An 18,097-nucleotide genomic window follows, 5' to 3' on the forward strand; every position below is an offset into this window, starting at 1 on the left:
GTTGAGGGTTGCGTCGAGGACTTCGGGCGTGTCAGCTGCGGGCCGGCTGGATCAGCGCGAGCACGCCATGCAGCGGAACCTGCGCCCAGTCGGTGCGGTTGTTGAGTTCGTAGCGCAGTTCGTAGAGGGCCTTCTCGAGCTCGAAGAGCGCGAGCAGCTCGGTGTCGACGGCGTCGCCATAGCCGGCCAGGAAGGCGTCGCGCGTGGCCCGCTCCCAGGCGATGGCCGGGGCGGCCAGCCGCTCGGCCTCGTCGGGGCTCTGCGCCACCCGGCGCAGCGCCGACCAGCGCGCATAGTTGAACGAGCGCAGCATGCCCGCCACGTCGCGCAGCGGCGAGCTCTTGGTGCGGCGCTCCTCGAAGCTGCGCGCGGGCTCGCCCTCGAAGTCGATGATGACGAAGTCGTTGTCCTTCACCAGCACCTGGCCCAGGTGGTAGTCGCCGTGGTAGCGCGTCTTGATGCCGGCGCCTTCGACCGGGTGGCGCGCCGCGATGCCGGCCTGCAGCGCATCGGCCGCGGCGAGCAGCGTGCGTGCGTCGGCCTGCGCTGCGGGCGGCAGCAGGTCGATGCGTTCGCGCAGCAAGGCGAGCGTGGCCGTGGCATCGTTGGCCGCATGCGTCTTGAAGCCCGCGAAATCGGCGGCCGCCAGCGGCTCGGGGTCGAAGGCCGCGGCGCCGGTGCGCGTGGCCAGCGCGTGGTGCAGCTCGGCGGTGCGACGGCCCAGCGTGGCCATGAGCGCGAGGAAGCCGCCGTGCACCGCGGCCACCTCGGCGCTGTCGGATGTCGTCGTGCCTTCCGTGGTGGCCACGTCGCGCAGGAACCGCTCGAGATAACCCAGCGTGTAGTCCCAGCCGTCGCCCTGGTTGGCCATGTAGCTCTGCACCATCGCGAGCGTCATCGTGCGGCCGTCGTTGGTCATGTACTCGAGTGCGCCGAGCACCGGCACGCAATTGGGGTAGCGCGCCACCTCGGTGAGGAACCGGCCCATCTCCAGCTCGGGGTTGATGCCCTCGCGCACATGGCGGTAGCCCTTGAGGAACAGGGTTTCGTTCAGCGTGACCACCGTGTTGCTGCTCACGCCGCTCGGGCGGCCGACCAGCAGCGCGTCGATGTCGACGGAGAGGTCGGCAAAGGCCGCCGTCGGCTTGAAGACCAGCTTGCCGTTGGCCGTGGGCAGCGTGTCGCCCTTCTCGATGGTGCGCACCAGCTCGCGGCAGAACGCCTCGTCGTAGAAGGCATCGCCCATGAGGCCGACCTGGGCCTGCTGGCGTATGCGGGCGATGGCGGCCTGCGCCACGCCGGCCATGCGCTCCTCGTCGCGCTCCTCCCAGGCGAGCGCGAGCGGCATGAAGTAGGTGGCGCCGCCGGGCGGGCCGTCCAGGTCGAGCAGCGGCAGCAGCCAGCTCTGGCCGTTCGCCTCCCACACGGCGTGATCGACAACCCGTGCGCGCTGGATCGCCGTGCCCTTGGAGGCATACCAGCGCTGGATCTCGATGTGGCGCGGCAGCGTCTCCAGCTCGAACTGGGTGCGCATGCGCTCGGACATGCCGATGCGCCACGGCATCACGCGCTCGCGGAAGAAGCTGGTCCAGCCGTCGAACAGCACCAGCGTGGGCCACTCCTGCAGCGCCACGCCCTGCTCGTGCCAGCTGGGCGCATCGGCCTCGGCCGTGAGCTTGAACCAGTAGAAGCCGTATGAGGCCAGCGTGAGCAGGTACGGCAGCTCGCCGATGGGCGGGAACGGCGCGCGGCCCAGCATCTCGATCGGCACGAAGCCCTTGAACTCCGACAGATCCAGCTCCACCGGTTGCGCGGCGCGCGAGAGGTTGAACACCGAGAGGATCACGTCGCCGTCGTGTTCGCTCAGGTAGGCGAGGATCTTGCGGTTGCCCGGTTTCAGAAAGCGCCGCTTGCCGCGCCCGAAGGCATGGCTGGTCTTGCGCACCGCGAGCATGCGCTTGGTCCAGTTCAGGAGCGAACTGCTGTCGCGCGCCTGCGTCTCCACGTTGAGCGCTTCGTAGCCGAACATCGGGTCCATGATGGGCTGCAAGTACAAGCGCTGCGGGTCGGCGCGCGAGAAGCCGGCGTTGCGGTCGGGGCTCCATTGCATCGGCGTGCGCACGCCGTTGCGGTCGCCCACGAACACGTTGTCGCCCATGCCGATCTCATCGCCGTAGTAGATGATGGGCGAGCCCGGCATCGACAGCAGCATGCCGTTCATGAGCTTGACCCGGTCCATGTCGTTTTCCATCAGCGGCGCCAGGCGCCGGCGGATGCCCAGGTTGATGCGCGCGCGCATGTCGGCCGCGTACATGGTGTACATGTAGTCGCGCTCCTTGCTGGTCACCATCTCCAGCGTCAACTCGTCGTGGTTGCGCAGGAAAATCGCCCACTGGCAGCCCTCGGGAATATCGGGCGTCTGCGCCATGATCTCCACGATCGGGTGCCGGTCTTCCTGCGCGATGGCCATGTACATGCGCGGCATCAGCGGGAAGTGGTACGCCATGTGGCACTCGTCGCCATCGCCGAAGTACTCCCGCACGTCCTCGGGCCACATGTTGGCCTCGGCCAGCAGGAAGCGGTTCTTGTATTGCGCATCGATGGCCGCGCGCAGCCGCTTGATCACCGCATGCGTCTCGGGCAGGTTCTCGTTGCTGGTGCCGTCGCGCTCCACCAGGTAGGGAATGGCATCGAGCCGGAAGCCGTCCACGCCCATGTCGAGCCAGAAGCGCATCGTCTTCAGGATGGCTTCCATCACCGCCGGGTTGTCGAAGTTCAGGTCCGGCTGGTGGCTGAAGAAGCGGTGCCAGAAGTACTGCTTGGCCACCGGGTCCCAGGTCCAGTTCGAGGTCTCGGTGTCGGTGAAGATGATCCGCGTGCCCTGGTAGATCTGGTCGGTGTCGCTCCACACGTAGAAGTCGCGCTCGGGCGAGCCGGGCGGCGCAAGCCGTGCGGCCTTGAACCACGGGTGCTCGTTCGAGGTGTGGTTGATGACCAGCTCGGTGATCACGCGCAGCCCGCGCTTGTGCGCCTCGGCCAGCATCTCGCGGAAGTCGTCCAGCGTGCCGTACTGCGGATGCACGTCTTCATATTCGGAGATGTCGTAGCCGTCGTCCCGCAACGGCGACGGGTAGAACGGCATCAGCCAGATGGTGTTGACGCCGAGCTCCTTCACGTAGTCGAGCTTGGCGGTCACGCCCCGGAAGTCGCCCATGCCGTCGTTGTTGGAGTCGAAGAAGGCCTTGACGTTGAGCTGGTAGATCACCGCGTCGCGGTACCACAGCGGATCGTCGCTGTTGTCGATCTCGACGGTTTCAAGCGCGATGTGGGAAACGGGTGCGTTCATGGGTCAATGGCCTTCTCAAAGGAAGTAGTCGAAGTCGCGCTCGTCGCCATGGCGGCGGCGGACCACGAAGATGTGCGCGGGCACGCTGTGGGGATCCAGGCGCACGTAGTGCCAGTCGCCCTGCCACACGAAGCGCTGGTCGCTCAGGAGGTCGTGCATCTGGAACGCACGCCCGTCCTTCACGCCCACGCTCGCGGGCTCCAGCCCGACCCAGCCCCATTGCGGGTTGTGCGGATCGAGGTTGACCACGGTGACGATCACGTTGTCGCCATCGGGCGACTCCTTGGCATAGGCCAGCAGCTGGTCGTTGTCCACATGCAGGAAGCGCAGGCCCCGGTCCCACTGCAGCGCCGGGTTCTCGCGGCGGATGCGATTGACCCGCGCGATGAAGGGCGCGAGGCTCGCGGGATCGTCGTGGTTCCAGTGGCGCAGCTGGTACTTCTCGGAGTCGAGGTATTCCTCGCTCGCGGGGCCGCGCGGCTGGTGTTCGCGCAGTTCGTAGGCCGGGCCGTAGATGCCGTAGTTGGCCGCAAGCGTGGCGGCCAGCACGAGGCGCGACATGTACACCGCCGGCTCCCCGGTCTGCAGCTGCTCGTGAAGGATGTCGGGCGTGTTGGGCCAGGCGTTGGGACGGAAGTAGTCGATGCCCGGTGCGGTGGACAGCTCGGTGAAGTATTCCTGCAGCTCTTCCTTGGTGTTGCGCCAGGTGAAGTAGGTGTACGACTGCGAGAAGCCCAGCTTCGCGAGCCGGTGCATCACCTTCGGCCGGGTGAACGCCTCGGCCAGGAAGATGGTGTCGGGGTGCTCGCGCTTGATCTCGCCGATGACCCATTCCCAGAACGGGAAGGCCTTGGTGTGCGGGTTGTCGACGCGGAAGATGCGCACGCCCTCCCCGATCCAGTGGTCGAACACGCTCTTGAGTTCGGCCCACAGGCCGCGCCAGTCCTCGCACTCGAAGTTGAACGGATAGATGTCCTGGTACTTCTTGGGCGGGTTCTCGGCGTACTGCACCGTGCCGTCGGGGCGCCAGCGGAACCAGTCGGGATGCGCCTTCACATAAGGGTGATCGGGGGCGCACTGGAAGGCGATGTCCAGCGCGATCTCCAGGCCGTGCTCCGCGGCGCGCGCGAGCAGATGGCGGAAGTCGTCCGCGGTGCCGAGCGCCGGCAGGATCGACTTGTGCCCGCCCTCGGCCGCGCCGATGGCCCAGGGGCTGCCCACATCGTCGGGGCCGGCTTGAAGCGCGTTGTTCGGCCCCTTGCGCTGCATGCGCCCGACCGGGTGGATCGGCGGAAAGTACAGCACGTCGAAGCCCATCGCGGCGATGGCCGGCAAGCGCGCCTCCACGTCGCTGAAGGTGCCGTGCACGCCGGGCTCGCCTGTGGAGCGCGGAAAGAGCTCGTACCAAGTGCTGAAGCGCGCGCGTTCGCGGTCGGCCACCAGCGGCAAATCGACCGGGTGGCGCACCGCATGCCGGCGGTCGGGATACCGGCGCACCAGCTCGGCGTATTCGTCGTCGAGCGCGAGCGCCTTCAGCGAGACGATGTCGGCGCCAGGGTTCGCGCCGCTCGCATCGAGTTCGGTCGCCCAGCGCTGCAGCGCGGCGCGGTCACGGCCTTCGGCACGGGCCGCGGCGGCCGCGATTTCCAGCGCGCCGACCTGCGCGGCGAGGCGCACATCCTCCGGGTCCACGCGCCGCGCGAGTTCATGCCGCCACGATTCGAAGGGATCGACCCAGGCCACGACGGTGTAGAGGTAGCGGCCCAGCGCGGGCGGCGAGAACGCGGCCTCCCACACGTCGTTGGGCAGCGCTTTCATCGGCACCTCGCGAAATTCCTTCTGGTCCTCGGCGCGCCAGCACAGCTGCACCCGCAGCACGTCGTGCCCGTCGGTGAAGCAATGGGCGCGCACCGTCACGCGTTCGCCGGCCACGCACTTGACGGCGAAGCGGCCGTTGTCCACGCACGGCAGCACCGCGTCGATGACCGCGCGGACAGCGCCGTCGGCCTGCTGGATGTCCGTGCGTGTGGCGGTGTCGGTCGCCGCAGTGGATGCGGTCTTCGTCGAGAAAATGTTCTTCATCAGGGCCGGTGCTCCAGGATCAATGTGGACAGCGGCGGCAAGGTGATGCACACCGATTGCCTGCGTCCGTGGGAAGCCACGGGCGCCGCCTCGACGCCCCCGAAATTGCCCCAGCCCGAGCCGCCGAACTCCGCGGCGTCGGTGTTGATCACCTCCTGCCAGCGGCCGCCGAGCGGCACGCCCAGCAGGTAGTTGGTGCGCGGCACCGGGGTCATGTTGCTCACCACGAGCAGCGGCGGGCTGCCGTCGCTCGCCTTGCGCAGGAATGCGAACACGCTCATGGCTTCGTCGTCGGCGGTGATCCATTCGAAGCCCGAGGACGAGAAGTCCAGCTGGTGGAGCGCAGGCGCGCCGCGGTACACGCGGTTGAGCTGAGCCACCAGGCGCTGCACGCCGCCGTGTCCTTCCTGCTCGCACACCCACCATTCGAGTTCGCCGTCGTGCGTCCACTCGCGGCGCTGGCCGAACTCGCCGCCCATGAAGAGCAGCTTCTTGCCCGGGTGCGCCCACATGAAGCCGTAGAGCGCCCGCAAATTGGCGAACTGCTGCCACGCATCACCGGGCATCTTGTTGATGAGCGAACCCTTGCCGTGCACCACCTCGTCGTGCGAGAGCGGCAGCACGAAGTTCTCGTGGAAGGCATACACCAGCGAGAAGGTCAGCTTGTGGTGGTGGTACTTGCGGTTGACCGGGTCCTCTTTCATGTAGGCCAGCGTGTCGTGCATCCAGCCCATGTTCCATTTCTCGCCGAAGCCCAGGCCGTCCATGTCGGTGGGGCGCGAGACGCGCGGCCAGGCGGTCGATTCCTCGGCCACGGTGACGGTGTCGGGGTGCTCGCGGTAGACGGCGCGGTTCAGCGTCTGCAGGAAGTCGATGGCCTCCAGGTTCTCGCGGCCGCCTTGGCGGTTGGGAATCCATTCGCCGTGCTTGCGCGCGTAGTCGAGGTACAGCATCGACGCGACCGCGTCGACCCGCAGACCGTCCAGGTGGTACAGGTTGAGCCAGAAGAGCCCTGACGACACCAGGAAGCTGCGCACCTCGGCGCGGCCGTAGTTGAAGATGCTCGAGCTCCACTCGGGGTGGAAGCCCTGGCGCGGATCGGCATGCTCGTAGAGGTGCGTGCCGTCGAAATAGCCCAGGCCGTGCTCGTCGGTCGGAAAGTGCGAAGGCACCCAGTCCAGCAGCACGCCGATGCCCTGCTGGTGCAGGTGGTCGACCAGGTACATGAAGTCCTGCGGCGATCCGAAGCGCGAGGTGGGCGCGAAGTAACCGGTGGTCTGGTAGCCCCACGAGCCGTAGAACGGATGCTCGGTGACCGGCATGAGCTCCACGTGGGTGAAGCCCATCTTCGTCACGTACTCCGCGAGCTGGTGCGCCAGTTCACGGTAGCCGAGGAACTGGCCGTCCTTGCGGCGCCATGACCCCAGGTGCACCTCGTAGACCGATTGCGGCGCATCGAGCGCATTGTGCGGCCCGCGGTTGGCCATCCACTCCGCATCGCCCCATTCGTACGAGAGCTCGCAGATGCGCGACGCGGTGGCGGGCGGCGGCTCGGCGGCGAAGGCGACCGGGTCGGCCTTGTCGACCGTGTAGCCGCCATGGCGCGAACGGATGCGGTACTTGTAGGCCTGGCCGATGGCGGCATGCGGCACGTGGCCGCGCCAGATGCCCGTGCCGTCGGGGCTGGGCTGCAGCGGGTCGGCGTCGCCGGACCAGTAGTTCCAGTCCCCCACCACCGACACCGACTCGGCGTTCGGCGCCCACACGGCAAAGTGCGCGCCGCCTTCTCCGGCGTTGGCGGGGTGGCACCCCAGCACGTCGTACAGGCGGGAATGGGTTCCTTCACGGAACAGGTAAGCGTCTCGATCGTCCAGCGATGAATGGTTCAGCGGCACCGGCGTTCCTTGGATTGTTTGGGCCCGCGGAACGGTTGTTCAAGGAACGACGCTGGCCTCCGCATGGCTGCCACCAATCTGCAAGACCGCCGGGCCTGGCGGCTACGGTCTGTGGCTCCTCGCCTTGTCGGAGAGCTGCCCGTATCGCGCCGCGCATGGGCGCGGACGGAACAGCCTCCCGAAAAATCTCAGGCGGCGACCGCGTCGTTCTGGTGCGTTGCTGCCGGTGGGCTCCTGTGCGCCGCCAGGTCGTCGAGCGTGAGCGTGATGACGGACTGCCGTGCATTCTTCCGGTAGTGCGCGATGACCGCGGGCTCGATCGCATGGAAGTTGTTCCTGCAGACATCGAGCAGGCGATGGCCGACCTCGCGGGTCCCGAAACCGTCGTGCAGGGTTTCTTCCGAAATCTGCGCCACGATCCGTTCGCCCTGCGGCCCGTCGGGATAGACGGCGAAGCGCACCGACGCAATATCGAAACAGTAGATTCCTTCGAAGTTCATGGCCGTGTCTCCTGTGTTGTACCGTGCTGGGGCGGTGCGCCGCGGCAATGATTGGAGTTGCGCACCACCATGGTGTGCGATGGAATTCGGCGCATGTCCGTGCAGGAATCGTCCTACTTCGGCCGCTGTTCAGCCCTCTCCCTTGATGCGGTGCCGTCCCACGCCGGGGCGCGCCGGTGGGCATGAGCATCCGCGCCATGTCTTCCACTCCCACACAAATCAACGCTCGCATTGCCTCCCACGTCGAATTCCGCGCGGGCGATGGTCCGCTGCTGGAAATTCCCGAAGGCAATTGCCAGGTCATCATCGACGGCGACAGCGCGGTACTGACCTGGACAGAGGACGGCCAGCCGCTCACGGCCGCCATTCCGAGGATCGAATTCGATCGCTTCATCGAGTCGGGCGCCATCGTCCTGGGCGCCAGCTGACCCTCGGCGGGAGAGATGCCCGCGGGCGTGGAGGACACGTGTGGGTTCTCGTGCAGGACAAGAGCGCGTCCCGCATCGGCGGTGCCGAAACGCTCGTTGTATGTGGCATTGTTTTGACCTTGCCGCCAAGCGCGGTCACCGTTCAACACACTGGAGCAGCCTCATGATCAAGATCGGCATCGTTGACGACCACGCGGTCGTTCGCTCAGGCCTCAAGGCTTTCTTCTCCACCTTCGTGGATTTCCGGGTCGTCGGCGAAGCCGCCACCGGCCGCGAAGCGATCGACATGGTTCGCACCACCGAAATGGACGTGCTGGTGATGGACCTTTCCATGCCGGGACAGAGCGGCATCGACGCGCTCGCCATGGTTCGCGCCAAGGCGCCGCAACTGGGCGTGCTCATCCTGAGCGGCTACCCGGAGGAGCACTACGCGGTCAACCTCATTCGCCAGGGCGCATCGGGTTACCTCAACAAGGAATGCGCGCCGGAAGAAATCGCCAACGCCATCCGCACCGTCGCGCTCGGGCGCCGCTACATCTCGGCCTCGGTGGCCGAGCTGCTGGCGGGCCAGCTGGAGCGCAAGGACAGCGAGCCGCCGCACAAGCATTTGTCGGAGCGCGAGTTCCAGGTGTTCCTGAAGCTGGCCAAGGGCGAATCGGTGGGCAGCATCGGCGAGGCGCTGTCGCTCTCGGTGAAGACCATCAGCACCTACCGCACGCGGCTCATGGAGAAGATGAACCTCTCCACGAACAGCGACCTCACCTACTACGCCATCAAGACGCAGCTGATCGATTGAGCCTGCCGCGCGTTCTTTCAGCGTGAGGCACCGCAAGACCTTCAGGGCGATCCTCTGGACTTTCGTCCTGACGGTCGCCGCGACGCTGCTGGTGGTCAACCTCGGCGGCAGCGAGAAAAAGCTCGACGAACAGGTGCGCCGCGAGTACGCGCTGCACGACGCGCAATACCAGCGCTCCCTGGGCGTGCTGCTCGGCCCGCCCATCACCGGGGGCAACCGCTTCGAAGCGCTCTACAACGGCGACCGGATCTTCCCGCCGATGCTCGAGGCGATCCGCGCCGCGAAGCAAAGCATCACCTTCGAGACCTACATCTACTGGTCGGGCGACATCGGCCGCGCCTTTGCCGATGCGCTGGCGGAGCGCGCGCGAGCCGGCGTGCCGGTGCATGTGCTGCTCGACTGGGTCGGCAGCGCCAAGGTGGACGACGATTTCATCAAGGAGATGGAATCCGCCGGCGTGCAGATCCGGCGCTTCCACAAGCCGACCTGGTACGACATCGCCCGCATGAACAACCGTACCCACCGCAAGCTGCTGGTGGTGGACGGGCGCGTCGGGTTCACCGGCGGCGTGGGCATCGCGCCCGAATGGACCGGCAACGGGCAGGACCCGCAGCACTGGCGCGACTCGCACTACAAGGTCGAGGGACCGGTGGTCGCGCATATGCAGGCGGTGTTCATGGACAACTGGGTCAAGGTGTCGGGCGACGTGCTGCACGGCGAACGCTACTTTCCGCCGCTGCCCGCCGCAGGCGACGGCCGCGCCCAGGTGTTCAGCAGCTCGCCTTCGGGCGGCAGCGAAAGCATGCACCTGATGTACCTGCTGTCGATCGCGGCGGCCTCGAAGACCATCGACCTCTCCAGCGCCTACTTCGTGCCCGACGACCTGACCGTGGGCGCATTGGTCGCCGCCATGCAGCGCGGCGTGCGCCTGCGGATCATCACGCCGGGGCCGATCATCGATTCGCAGACCGTGCGCGCCGCCTCGCGTGCCGCCTGGGGCCCGCTGCTGGAAGCCGGCGCCGAGATCAGCGAATACCAGCCGACGATGTTCCATTGCAAGGTCTTCATGGTCGACGGGCTGCTGGTGTCGGTGGGCTCGACCAACTTCGACAACCGCTCGTTCCGCCTGAACGACGAGGCCAACCTCAACATCTACGACGAAGCCTTCGCTGCCGGGGAGACCGTGCAGTTCGAGGCGGACCTGAAGCAGTCGAAGCGGGTCACGCTCGAAGCCTGGAAGAACCGCCCTCTTCGGGAGAAGGCGATGGAGCACTTGGCGTCGCTGCTGTCGGTTCAGCTCTAGAACGAAAAAAACCGCAGCCCGAAGGCCGCGGTTTCGTGAGGCACGTTGCCCTTGCAGGTCAGCTGCGTGCCTTGGCTTCCCGTGCGGCATTGCGCAGGTCGCGGATCTGGTCGTGGTTGCGCTGCGCGCCTTGCGCCTGCGTCTGAAGGATCTGGCGCACGGCCGCAGGCAACTGCTGCTTCAGGGCCTTGCGATAGCGCGCCACGGCCGCGTCTTCCCCGCGTTCGCACTCCTCGAGGATGGACAGCTCGCTGTTCGCACCCAGGGCACCCTTCACATGCACCCAGCCGCGATGCATCGCGCCGGTGGCCGTGCCGCCTTCCGCAGGCTTGCCGCCGTAGGTGATGACCAGTTCCACCAGTTGGCTCGCCGCCGCCTGGCACTGCGCGGCACGCGACGCGAAGACCTCCTTCAGCCGGCCGGTTTCCACTTCTTCCGCGCAGGTGCGGAAGCCGTACTCGCCGTCGCGGGTGTTCTCCAGCAGGTCGTTCAGCACATCGACCACGTCGTCGTTCGAGAGCGGATCGCCTTCCGGGATTGCCATGTCTTCCTCACGGAAATAGAGGCGGTCGGCGCGCTCCCATGCAGCGTGCGAGGCCGGGCGGGCGCGCTCCCAATCCAGCGACGAGTTGCCGCGGCGCGCTTCCCATTCGCGTGCGAGCGACGGCTCGACGGCGGCGAATTCATCGGCTGCCGAAGCGCGGCTGGACCAGCCCAGCTCGTAGGCCGGGGCGTAGTCGTCGTAGGTGCGCCCGGTCTCGTAGTAGGACTCACGGTCGTAGGCGCCCTCCCAGTAAGCGTGCTCGGCGGTCGGGTTCACGCGCTCGGCCACGGCCTTGCCGCCAAGCCCGCCGACCACTGCGCCGACAACAAGGCCGGCCGCCGCGCCCACGGGGCCGCCAACGGCACCGACGGCAGCTCCTGCCACGGCACCACCCGTGGCACCCACGCCGGTACCTACGGGATGGGCGCCGGGCGCGCCGGAGATGGGATCGCGGTTGAGATCGTCCGCATGAAGGGGGTTTTGGTCTCTTGCCATGAGGTCTCCTTGAAAAGGGTTGAAGTTGAATGAACAGACTTCATCCTGGGGGCCCGGAAACGCGCCGCCGTGGGGCTTCGGCGCGGGTGCTTGTAGGTGCAGTCGGGCCTCGCCGACGGCGGCCGGTCAGCCGGCCTGCGATGTCCAGCGCGCCAGGTACGGCGCGGTCCGGCTCGCCGCGGCCTTCGCCACCGCCTGCGGCGTGCCGCTCGCCACGATGCGCCCGCCCTCCTCGCCCGCGCCCGGCCCCATGTCGATCACCCAGTCGCAGGCCGAGACCAGCCGCATCTCGTGCTCGACCACGATGACGGTGTTGCCGGCATCGACCAGCCCGCCCAACTGCGTCATCAGCTTGTCCACGTCGGACGGATGCAGGCCGGTGGTCGGCTCGTCCAGCACGTACAGCGCATCGCCGCGCTGCGAACGCTGCAGCTCGGTCGCCAGCTTGATGCGCTGCGCCTCCCCGCCCGACAGCTCGGTGGCCGGTTGGCCCAGCCGCAGGTAACCCAGGCCGATGGCCGCGAGCAGCCGCAGCGGCCGCTCGATGGCGCCGTCGTCCGCGAAGAAGGCATGCGCCTCTTCCACCGTCATGGCCAGCACATCGGCGATGGTGCGGTCGCGCAGCGTGACCTTCAGCGTCTGTTCGTTGAAGCGCGATCCGTGGCAGGTGGGGCACGGCGCATACACGCTGGGCATGAAGAGCAGCTCGACGCTCACGAAGCCCTCGCCCTCGCAGGTCGGGCACCGGCCCTTCGCCACGTTGAACGAGAACCGGCCGGCATCGAATCGGCGCGCGCGGGCCGCCTTGGTGTCGGCAAAGAGCTTGCGCACATGGTCGAAAAGGCCGGTGTAGGTGGCCAGGTTGGAGCGCGGGGTGCGGCCGATGGGCTTCTGGTCCACGCGCACCAGCCGGCGGATGCGCTCCATGCCGCCGGCGATGTGCCCGCCGGTGCGGCCCGCGAGGCTGGGCTCGGCATCCGGCTCGTCGTCCGGCGGCGGCGCCTCGTGGCCCAGGTGGGCGGCCACCAGCTCGACCAGCGCCTGGCTCACCAGGCTGGACTTGCCCGAACCCGAAACGCCGGTCACCGCGGTCATCACGCCGAGCGGAAACGCCACCGACAGGCCCTGCAGGTTGTTCCGCGTGACGTCTTCCAGCTTCAGCCATGCGGCCGGCTCCCGCACGGGCCTCGAAGATGCCGTGTGCGGCGCGAACAGATAGCGGGCGGTGTGCGACGCCTTCACATGGCGCAGCCCCTCGGGCGGGCCGCTGTACAGCACGAGGCCGCCCTTCTCGCCCGCATCGGGTCCCACGTCCACCAGCCAGTCGGCGCGCCGCATCAGGTCGAGGTCGTGCTCGACCACGAACAGCGAATTGCCCGAGCGCTTGAGCGTGTCGAGCGCCACGACCAGCGCCTCGCCGTCCGCCGGATGCAGCCCCGCCGAGGGCTCGTCGAGCACGTAGACGACGCCAAACAGGTTCGAGCGTATCTGCGTCGCGAGCCGCAGACGCTGGAGTTCGCCCGGCGACAGCGTCGGCGTGCTGCGGTCGAGCGAGAGATAGCCCAGGCCGAGGTCGTTCAGCACCGTGACGCGCTCCAGCAGATCGTGCGCGATGCGCTGCGCGGCGATGCGCTTCTCGGCCGATTGATTGGGCGTGCGGCGCACGTCGGGCGCCGCGGCGTGCGCGCCGCCTTTTTCTCGCAGGGCGCTGCGTGTGCTGCCGCGGCCCGGCGACGCCGGCGCCTCGCCCGCCGCCACCGGCCGCAGCACCTGCGCGAACTGCGCCAGCGGCATGCGCGAGATTTCGCCGATGTCGTGCCCCGCAAAGCGCACCGACAAGGCCTCGGGCTTGAGCCGCTTGCCCTTGCACGACGGGCAGTCGCCGCCCACCATGAAGCGCGCGACGCGGTTCTTCATCAACGCACTCTGCGTGGTCGCGAAGGTGTGCAGCACGTACTTGCGCGCCCCCATGAAGGTGCCCTGGTAGCTCGGCTCCATCTTGCTGCGCACCGCCGCGCGCGTCTCGGCGGGCGTGAAGCCGGCGTACACAGGCACCGTGGGCTGCTCCTCGGTGAAGAGGATCCAGTCGCGCGTCTTCTTCGGCAGGTCGCGCCAGGGCTTGTCGACGTCGATGCCCATCGTGACGAGGATGTCGCGCAGGTTCTGGCCGTGCCAGGCCGGCGGCCACGAGGCGATGGCGCGTTCGCGGATGCTGAGGGTGTCGTCCGGCACCATGGAGCGCTCGGTCACCTCGAAGATGCGGCCGAGGCCGTGGCATGTCGGGCATGCGCCCTGGGGCGTGTTGGGCGAGAAGTCTTCCGCATAGAGCATCGGTTGGCGCGGCGGATAGTCGCCGGCCCGCGAATAGAGCATGCGCAGCAGGCTCGACAGCGTGGTGACGCTCCCCACCGAGGAGCGCGTGCTCGGCGTGCCGCGCTGCTGCTGCAGGGCCACAGCGGGCGGCAGGCCGTCGATGGCATCCACCGCGGGCACGCCCACCTGGTCGATCAGCCGGCGCGCATACGGCGCGACCGATTCGAAATAGCGCCGCTGCGCCTCGGCATACAGCGTGCCGAAGGCCAGCGACGACTTGCCCGAGCCGGAAATCCCGCTGAAAACCACCAGCGCGTCGCGCGGGATGTCCACGTCGACGTTGCGCAGGTTGTGTTCGCGTGCGCCGCGGACGCGCACGAAACGGTCGATGTCGTGGGCGGGAGCGCTGGCGGGTTTGCGGGCAGGTTTGCGCGCCATGGTTTCTTCTTCCTGTCTTCTGCTTGACGAACGTCGGGAGCCTGCAGAGTACGACGAGTCCACGCTGTGAGAACCGGACCACCCCGGACGTCGGACTCCCGCGCGCGGCATCCCCTACGATTCATGCCATGACGACGATGCCCGATTCCGATTCGCTCGCGCTGATCAAGGCCTGCTCGCAGGCCTCGCTGGCGCTCCTGGAAAGCAACCTGACACCGCACGGCATCCTGGCCGCCAGCCGCACCGAGGCGGCCGTGGCGCGGCGCTACACGCGCATCTTCGGGCGCGACGCCGCGATCTGCGTGATGGCCATGTGCGGCAGCGGCGTGCCTGCGCTGGAGCAAGGTGCGGTGGCGAGCCTCGATGCGCTCGCGGCGCAGCAGGCGGCCAACGGCCAGATTCCCAAGTACGTGGACCCCGAGGGCCAGGATGCGGACTTCTGGTACCTGGGCTGTATCGACGCCACGCTGTGGTGGCTGATCGCGGTGGACCATGTGCGCCGCCACGGCAACGTCGGTGCAACGCATTGGGAAGACGGCGTGGCCCGCGCGATCGGCTGGCTCCTTGCGCAGGAGCACCAGCACTTCCGGCTGCTGCAGCAGAACGAGGCGAGCGACTGGGCCGACATCATGCCGCGCTCGGGCTATGTGCTGTACAGCAACGCGCTCTGGTACGACGTCAAGCGCCGCTTCGCACTCGACCATGCCGAGGAAACGCAGCACCACTTCAACCACATGTTCAATCCGTTCCAGCGCGACCTGCCGGAGTACCACCGGGCGCGGCTGCTGCGGCACTACGCCCGGCGCGGGCGGCGCGATCCGGGCCTGTACCTGAGCTTCGTCAATTTCGCGGTCGTCGGCGACGAAGGCGACGTGTTCGGCAACGTGCTGGCGATACAGGCCGGGCTGGCCGACCCCGCGATGGCGGGCCGCATCGTCGACACCGTCGCCGCGGCGCGCGCCAGCGATCCGTACCCGGTGCGGGTGGTGCTGCACCCGCTGTCGCGCCAGCACGAGTTGTGGCGGCCCTACATGGGGCGCCACCAGCAGAACGACGTGCACCAGTACCACAACGGCGGCATCTGGCCCTTCGTCGGCGGCTTCTGGGTGATGGCGCTGGCGAGGCTCGGGCAAGACGCCCTCGGCTGGACCGAACTCGCGCGGCTTGCGAAGGTGAATGCGCTGGACGACTGGCGCTTCACCGAGTGGTTCCACGGCAAGACGCTGGTGCCGATGGGCATGGCCGGGCAGAGCTGGAACGCGGCGACCTTCCTGCTCGCACGGCGTGCGCTGGAGGGGCGCGCGGACGCGTGGTGACTCAGCCCTTGGCGGCTTCTAACACTTCCATCTCGCGCGCCAATACGCGCCCTGGCCGTGCGCCCGTCGAGCCGCCGCCTTGCCACACGACCGCGCCATTGACGATCACCGCCTCGATGCCGCGCGCGGGCGCCATCGGCGATTCGTAGGTGGCGGCTTCGTCCACCGTGTCGGCGTCGAACAGGGCCAGGTCGGCGTACGCGCCTTCCTTCAGCACGCCGCGGTCCTTGAGGCCGAAGTTCTTCGCGGTGAGGCCCGTCATCTTGTAGATCGCCGTCTCCAGCGGAAACAGCCCGAGCAGCCGGCCGTAATGGCCCAGCACGCGCGGAAAGCTGCCCCACAGCCGCGGATGCGGCGAGGCATCGTGCGGCAGGCCGTCGGAGCCGATCATGGTCTGGTCGAACTTCAGGATGCGCTGCACGTCGGCCTCGTCGAGTCGGAAGTAGATGCCGCCCGCGGGGCTGAGCTGGCGGATCGCCTCGTCCTGGCTCACGCCGAGCTTCTTGGCGATGACGTCGAGGTCTTGTCCCGCGTATTCGGGCATGGGCTTGGACCAGCTCACGATCACGCGCGACGAGCTTGCGGCGCGGTCTGACGAGAGGATGGTCGAGCCGGCCGTGTAGGGATAGCAGTCCAGGCAGATGGGCTGCGTGGCCATGTTCTTCTCGATGAAGGACAGCGCCTCCTGGGAACGTCCGTGGTTCTCGGGCCCGACCACCTTCATGTGCGAGATCACCACCTGAACGCCGACCTCACGGCCGACGCGGAAAGTCTCTTCGAGCGAGTCGATCACCCGGTCGGCCTCGTTGCGCATGTGGGTGCAGTAGACGCCGTTGAAGTCCTTCAGCGGGCGGCAGGTCTCGATGACTTCCTCGGTGGGCGCGGCGACCGCGGGCTCGTAGTAGAGGCCGGTGGAAACGCCGATCGCACCGGCTTCGAGCGCTTCCTGCACCAGCGCGCGCATGCGGACGATCTGCTCCTCGGTGGCCGGCAGCCCCAGGTCGTCCAGCGTCGCGACGCGCAGCGTGGTGTGGCCCACGAGCAGCGCGCAGTTGGTGGCCGCGGGCTTGGCGCGCAGTTCGGCGATGTACGAAGCGAAGGTGGGAAAGGAGAACCAGCCGCCCTCTTCGTCCAGCAGGTTCAGCGGCGGTGTGACCGGCTGCGTGATGCCACCCGGCATCGGCGCGAGCGAGATGCCGCAGTTGCCCGCGATCACGGTGGTGATGCCCTGGCTGACCTTGGGCGCCATGTCGGGGTTCGAAAGCATGAGGCGGTCGTCGTGCGTGTGCGCATCGATGAAGCCGGGCGCCGCGATGCGCCCTGCCCGGTCGATTTCCACCTCGCCGTGCGCGGCGGAGAGATCGCCGATGCGGGCGATGCGGTCGCCATTGATTCCGATATCGCCCGTGTAGCGAGGCGCGCCGGTGCCATCGACGATGCTGGCGTTGCGGATGAGAAGGTCGAATTTTTCCTGCATCGAATGGGTACCTTGAATGCTTGGATTGAAGGGAGTTAAAGCAGCGCGCCGCGTGCGGCGATGGGCCACAGGGCCTCCACCCGCCCGCCGCGCACGCAGACCAGCTCGTCGTAGAGGTTGACGGTCGGGTCGCAATGGCCGGGCACCAGCATCAGTTGGTCGCCCAGGGACAGCGCGGCCGCATCGGATGTGGCCAGCGCGCCGTGCTCGTCGGCGGCTTTCATGTAGCGCAGGTCGGGCCGCTGCCACACGGTGGGCATGCCCGAATCGACGCTGGAAGCCTTGAGGCCCGCGTCGACCACGGCGCGTTCGGGCGTGGCGCGGCTCAGGACGGTGGTGCGCACGAAGAGCGCGTGCTCGAACGCGATGTCGTCTTCGCCGCGCCGGTTGTCTCCGTAGTCGCGGTCCATGAAGACGTAGGAGCCGGCCTGGATCTCGTTGAACACCCCCGAGTCGCGCTCGTGCTGGAAGCTGCCGGTACCCGCGCCCGTCACGCGCTCGACCGCGATGCCGCAGGCCTCGATGGCGTCGCGGGTCGTGCGCGCGGCCTCCACGGCGCTGGCGATGGCCGCGGCGCGGTCTTCGGGGGCGCGCAGATGCTGGGCCGGCCCGTGGTAGCAGTGCAGGCCCATGAAGCGCAGCTGCGGCGCGCCGTCCGCAACCTGCTGCGCGAGCCGCACCGCCTCTTCGCCGGGCGCCACGCCGCAGCGGTTGGCGCCGACGTTGACTTCGACGTACACGTCCAGCGTCACGCCCTCTGCTTTCGCGACGGCGCTCAACGCTTCGACCTGCTGCGGATGATCGACCAGCACGCCCATGCGCGCCTTGCGGGCCAGCGCGGCGAGGTGGCGCAGCTTGGTCTCGCCGATCACCTGATTGGTGACCAGCACATCTTCGATGCCGGCCTCCACGAACACCGCCGCCTCGCTGACCTTCTGGCAGCAGATGCCGGCTGCGCCCAGCGTGATCTGGCGCCGGGCGATTTCCGGCGTCTTGTGGCACTTGGCATGCGCGCGCAGGCGCACGCCGCTGCCGCGCAGCGCCTCGGCCATGCGCGCGAGGTTGCGCTCGAACGCGTCGAGGTCGAGCACGAGCGCGGGGGTGTCGATGGCGCCGACGGGGTCGCCGGGCCTTGCGGCTTTCCAGGGGGTCATGGTGTGCTGG

12 protein-coding genes are annotated in these 18,097 nt (G+C 68.0%); 4 read left to right on the forward strand and 8 right to left on the reverse strand.

Annotation, left to right across the window (positions count from 1 at the left end; translation table 11 throughout):
* Positions 1–31: 31 nt before the first annotated feature.
* The 4 genes from treS to GNX71_RS16780 all read right to left on the reverse strand — a co-directional run bounded on the left by treS (position 32) and on the right by GNX71_RS16780 (position 7,823).
* A complete protein-coding gene (treS, locus tag GNX71_RS16765) occupies positions 32–3,346 on the reverse strand; it encodes a maltose alpha-D-glucosyltransferase (RefSeq protein ID WP_206173360.1) in 3,315 nt (1,104 codons plus the stop codon).
* Positions 3,347–3,361: 15 nt separating this feature from the next.
* A complete protein-coding gene (locus GNX71_RS16770) occupies positions 3,362–5,428 on the reverse strand; it encodes an alpha-1,4-glucan--maltose-1-phosphate maltosyltransferase (protein ID WP_206173361.1) in 2,067 nt (688 codons plus the stop codon).
* Positions 5,428–7,323 carry a 1,4-alpha-glucan branching protein GlgB gene (gene glgB, locus GNX71_RS16775; RefSeq protein ID WP_206173362.1) on the reverse strand — a complete coding sequence of 632 codons (1,896 nt, stop codon included), beginning with the start codon at positions 7,321–7,323 and terminating at the stop codon, positions 5,428–5,430. The genes GNX71_RS16770 and glgB overlap by 1 nt, the downstream gene beginning before the upstream one ends.
* Before the next feature lie 188 nt (positions 7,324–7,511).
* Positions 7,512–7,823 (reverse strand): hypothetical protein, encoded by a 312-nt coding sequence (locus GNX71_RS16780; protein WP_206173363.1) that lies wholly within the window; start codon positions 7,821–7,823, stop codon positions 7,512–7,514.
* A 197-nt stretch (positions 7,824–8,020) separates the two neighbouring features.
* Here GNX71_RS16780 and GNX71_RS16785 point away from each other — a divergent pair, with 197 nt between their 5' ends.
* From GNX71_RS16785 to GNX71_RS16795, 3 genes are all read left to right on the forward strand, one after another.
* Entirely contained in the window at positions 8,021–8,251 is a 231-nt protein-coding gene (locus GNX71_RS16785; protein ID WP_206173364.1) for a hypothetical protein, read from the forward strand.
* A gap of 163 nt (positions 8,252–8,414) precedes the next feature.
* Complete coding sequence (locus GNX71_RS16790; protein ID WP_206173365.1) at positions 8,415–9,047, forward strand: response regulator transcription factor; 633 nt, start codon at positions 8,415–8,417, stop codon at positions 9,045–9,047.
* A gap of 22 nt (positions 9,048–9,069) precedes the next feature.
* Entirely contained in the window at positions 9,070–10,350 is a 1,281-nt protein-coding gene (locus GNX71_RS16795) for a phospholipase D-like domain-containing protein (RefSeq protein WP_206173366.1), read from the forward strand.
* A 58-nt stretch (positions 10,351–10,408) separates the two neighbouring features.
* Here GNX71_RS16795 and GNX71_RS16800 read toward each other — a convergent pair whose 3' ends face one another.
* Both GNX71_RS16800 and GNX71_RS16805 read right to left on the reverse strand, forming a co-directional pair.
* Entirely contained in the window at positions 10,409–11,389 is a 981-nt protein-coding gene (locus GNX71_RS16800; protein ID WP_206173367.1) for a PA2169 family four-helix-bundle protein, read from the reverse strand.
* 126 nt (positions 11,390–11,515) lie between these two features.
* Complete coding sequence (locus GNX71_RS16805; RefSeq protein ID WP_206173368.1) at positions 11,516–14,140, reverse strand: excinuclease ABC subunit UvrA; 2,625 nt, start codon at positions 14,138–14,140, stop codon at positions 11,516–11,518.
* 128 nt (positions 14,141–14,268) lie between these two features.
* On the opposite strand from GNX71_RS16805, the gene GNX71_RS16810 reads away from it, so the two are divergent.
* Entirely contained in the window at positions 14,269–15,456 is a 1,188-nt protein-coding gene (locus tag GNX71_RS16810) for a glycoside hydrolase 100 family protein (RefSeq protein WP_206173369.1), read from the forward strand.
* A gap of 1 nt (position 15,457) precedes the next feature.
* Here the strand turns inward: GNX71_RS16810 and GNX71_RS16815 are convergent, their stop codons facing one another.
* A complete protein-coding gene (locus GNX71_RS16815) occupies positions 15,458–16,933 on the reverse strand; it encodes a D-aminoacylase (RefSeq protein WP_206173370.1) in 1,476 nt (491 codons plus the stop codon).
* 35 nt (positions 16,934–16,968) lie between these two features.
* Positions 16,969–18,087: a DSD1 family PLP-dependent enzyme gene (locus GNX71_RS16820; protein ID WP_206173371.1), complete on the reverse strand. Its 1,119-nt coding sequence runs from the start codon at positions 18,085–18,087 to the stop codon at positions 16,969–16,971.
* Between the last annotated feature and the right edge of the window lie 10 nt (positions 18,088–18,097).

Source organism: Variovorax sp. RKNM96, from assembly GCF_017161115.1.
Taxonomy (GTDB): domain Bacteria; phylum Pseudomonadota; class Gammaproteobacteria; order Burkholderiales; family Burkholderiaceae_C; genus Variovorax.